This is a genomic window from Kamptonema animale CS-326, from assembly GCF_028330895.1.
GTDB classification, from domain to species: Bacteria; Cyanobacteriota; Cyanobacteriia; order Cyanobacteriales; family Microcoleaceae; genus Kamptonema; species Kamptonema formosum.
In genome coordinates this window covers 1-3,650 of sequence record NZ_JAQMUA010000428.1, presented here as the reverse complement: position 1 = coordinate 3,650, position 3,650 = coordinate 1, and the positions used below count along the sequence as shown (strand labels likewise).

Here is a 3,650-nt window from a genome sequence, read left to right as displayed (position 1 = left end):
GGCGGTATCTTGACCGCCAGGATGGCGGCGTTACAGATAGTTTTGGATAAGTCCTACTATTTTTAATTGTCTTACGTCGCTAGCATCTTCAAACGTAATTTTCGGTTTCTACGTAAGTATCGATCAATGCCGCAGAGAGGATGGAGCAACCTAAGTGATATTGGGCGTATTGGCGCAACAGGCGTTCGACGGCGGCCCAGTTGCCAGAATCGGAGAAATAGCTAGATTCAGGAAGCTCAGGCAAAGCTAGCTGCTGGAGAATGGCTAATTCCGCTGCGTTGATTTTGGTACTTTGTCGGCGCGATCGCCCTTGGGTAGTTTGCAGATAGCGGGCTCGTAAGCGCTCTGGTACGGGCAGAACGCGGGGGGAGTTTTCTGATAATTCTTTTTCTATACTCTCATTCCCTTGTTGCTTTATTTCTAAACTAGCTAATTCAGATAAACTAATGGTTCCTCCATCGGAGATACTAAATCCCACTTGCCAGTCTGGATCGGTAAAATTGGGGTTCAGGGGGCGCTGGGTGATTCCGCAGACTTGCACTTGGGGGGCTATTCCTCCTAATGCTAGTAGATGAAAAATGCCGTGCGCTAGATGAGCGACAACTGTTTTGCTGTCAGTTTTGCGGGGTAAACGCTCTAGGCGGCTGAGGTGTTCGTTGAGCAGGCTAAACAATTCTTCTTGAGGTTGCTCGGAAAGGGCTTGAGTTAGTACCAATTCTGCGAGATATTGACCTGATGCTAGTTTTCCTAAGTCTCTGCTCAGTCCTGAGTATGATTCTATTGTCTCTGCTTGGGTAATTTTATCGAGCGATCGCCCTTTGGCAATTAGTAATTCGTTAACTACAAATAATTCGCTTCTCCCGCCTAAGTGCGATCGCTGTTTGCGAACTCCGGGCGCTACGGCTCGAATTAAGCCAAATTCTCGCGTTAAAATCGTTAGCAATCGGTCATGCTCGCCCATAGGCATACTTTTGAGATTAATTCCAGTTGCTTTGTAAGTTCGATTCATTAATTCTTAATTGTTAATTGTTAATTGTTAGTTGTTAATTGTTAGTTGTTAATTGTTAGTTGTTAATTGTTAATTGTTAGTTGTTCGTCGTTCGTTGCTCTTTTAATTTATTGTAGGGTGTGGGGAGCTGCGATCGCACGTTGAGGCTAGAAACCGGGTTTCTTGGTAGATATCTCGTTGATAAGCTTAGATTTTGCTGAGAAACCCGGTTTCTTTGCGTATGGCGATCGCACGTTGAGGCGAAAAACCGGGTTTCTTGGTAGATATCTCGTTGATAAGCTTAGATTTTGCTGAGAAACCCGGTTTCTTTGCGTATGGCGATCGCACGTTGAGGCCAGAAACCGGGTTTCTTGGTAGATATCTCGTTGAGAATCTTAGATTTTTCTGAGAAACCCGGTTTCTTTGCGTATTGTTGGCCTTTTTGAGCTTAGGTGGAGTTCACTTGTGGAGAAAGTTGAGAAAGGCAACAACTAATAATTTTGACCGACTTAATAATTATGTCTACCGACATTAACTATTCAGTGTTAACTGCTTATTACGATCGCGAATTAAATCAGGCCCGCGAGAAGTCCCCAAACGAGTCGCACCCGCCACAATTAAATCTACAGCTTGCTCGTAAGTACGAATTCCTCCTGATGCTTTAATACCCACGCGCCCTTTCCCAAGTTCATCCAGCAGACTCACATCTGCAACTGTAGCCCCGCCATAAAAACCAGTATTAGTTTTCAGATAGGTAACACCCGCATCCATACAAATCTCGGCCGCCAGTCGCTTCTCCGCTTCAGTAAGTAGCGCTGTTTCTAAAATTGCCTTGACAATTAAGCCAGTTTCATCGCAAATTTCGGCAATATCGCGGTGTAATTCGTCTGTTTTTCCAGCTTTTAATAAACCTAAATTGATGACAACATCGAGTTCAGCAGCTCCATTTTCTGCGGCTTCTTGGGCTTCGTAGAGTTTGGCTGCTGAGGTTGTTGCTCCCGTAGGAAAGGCAATTACACTACAGACTTTAGGGTGTTTACCGTGTAGAAGAATCGCCGCTTCACGCACGTAGAAGGGATATACGCAGACTGTGGCGAACTGAAATCGATCTGCTTCTTCGCAGCACTTTGTCAACTGCTCTGGCGTAGCAGCCGGATTGAGCAGGGCGTGGTCGATAAATGGGGCAATGTCAATGTCTGATTGGATTGCTGTCATTAAATGGCGATCGCGCGTAGACTTACACCCTTAGCATAGTTCATTTTTTGCTCGGACTTACGCTCGCAGTAACGCCGCTGTCCCGGCGGTGACTTTACCGCCTAGAGGGCGGCGTTACAAATAATTTTAATGCTGAGGTACAGCAACTAATTTGGAAAATCCTTCCCTTCTCAGTGAAATTACGGTTTAATTTTATAGATCTTTGGAGATAGAATCATTCTTAAGATAGATGTTAAAGTTATGAACCTAATTCACAACATGGAAGCAGCGTGGTTTTACCATCTCGGATCGCGTCACCTGGAAGCGAACAACAACGATGAAGCCCTTACCAGCTTTGACCGAGCGCTCAAATTACAGCCAGACGACTACAAATGTTGGTTCGGGCGGGGTATGGCGCTGGGGAATTTGGAACGACATCAGGAAGCACTAACCAGTTTCGATCGGGCTCTGGGATTTCGACCGAACGCGAGTTTTGGCTGGCACAACCGCGCGATCGCCTTGGGCAATTTAGATCGGCATGAAGAAGCTCTAAACAGCTTTGACAGAGCACTAGAATTCAATCCCAACGCCGCGAATATTTGGCATAATCGAGCACTAACGCTGATTCATTTAGGGCGCTGTGACAAAGCGATCGCCTGCTTTAAGCGCTGTCTACAATTGCAACCAGACGCTAGTTGGGCGTGGTACAACCAAGGTAAAGCGCTATTGCACCTAAAATACTATGAAAAAGCGCTCAATAGTTTTGAGAGAGCGATCGAGTTCAAGCCCGATGATGCTAGAGCTTGGTATAACCGAGGTCTTGCACTCAAGGGACTAGGTTATTATCAGAAGGCAATTATTAATTTTAATCGAGCCTTGGATCTTCAGCCTAACTATGACGAGGCTTGGTACGAACGGGGACTCGCTTGGGGAAAATTAGGCGGCTTAGCTCAAGGGAATAACACTGCAAAAACAGAAGTTGATTTGCTAGGGAATGATTATTTGAGTTGGTACAACCGAGCTGTAAACTTAGCGGAAAACGGTTATTACTGGGACGCAATAGATTGCTACAGCAAAGCTCTAGAAATTCATAGCACTTTTGCGGATGCTTTTTACAACAAAGCTTGTTGTTATGCGCGGCTTGGCTATTCGGAATTGGCAATTGACAATTTGGAACAAGCTATAAAATTTGCTCCTGATGTTTATCGGCAGTTAGCTTTAAGTGAGTTGGATTTTCAGGCGATCAGCGCTGAAGAACGGTTTGACTCGCTGCTGGAAGGTTAAATATAGCTAGGGACTAGGGACTAGGGAAAGAGAGGGAGATGGGGAGGATAGGGGAGATGGGGGAGCAACTTAATCAATTAAAAATTAAAAATGCAAAATTAAAAAAAATGCAAAATTAAAAATTGTGAGATTTAATTTTTAATTTTTAATTTTTAACTTTTAATTAATCGGAGGGGAGGATGGG

3 protein-coding genes are annotated in these 3,650 nt (G+C 44.7%); 1 reads left to right on the top strand and 2 read right to left on the bottom strand.

Annotated features, from left to right (window positions below; translation table 11 throughout):
* Positions 1-88 precede the first annotated feature (88 nt).
* Positions 89-1,009 (bottom strand): DNA repair protein RecO, encoded by a 921-nt coding sequence (gene recO, locus PN499_RS25055; protein ID WP_272035648.1) that lies wholly within the window; start codon positions 1,007-1,009, stop codon positions 89-91.
* Positions 1,010-1,519: 510 nt separating this feature from the next.
* Positions 1,520-2,203, bottom strand: coding sequence for a deoxyribose-phosphate aldolase (deoC, locus tag PN499_RS25050; RefSeq protein WP_272035645.1), 684 nt, complete (start codon positions 2,201-2,203; stop codon positions 1,520-1,522).
* Between the two features lie 240 nt (positions 2,204-2,443).
* On the opposite strand from deoC, the gene PN499_RS25045 reads away from it, so the two are divergent.
* Entirely contained in the window at positions 2,444-3,466 is a 1,023-nt protein-coding gene (locus PN499_RS25045) for a tetratricopeptide repeat protein (protein ID WP_272035643.1), read from the top strand.
* Positions 3,467-3,650 lie beyond the last annotated feature (184 nt).

Coding starts and splice junctions, on each gene's coding strand:
- recO (WP_272035648.1), bottom strand. CDS start 1,009: ATGAATCGAACTTACAAAGCAACTGGAATTAATCTCAAAAGTATGCCT.
- deoC (WP_272035645.1), bottom strand. CDS start 2,203: ATGACAGCAATCCAATCAGACATTGACATTGCCCCATTTATCGACCAC.
- PN499_RS25045 (WP_272035643.1), top strand. CDS start 2,444: ATGAACCTAATTCACAACATGGAAGCAGCGTGGTTTTACCATCTCGGA.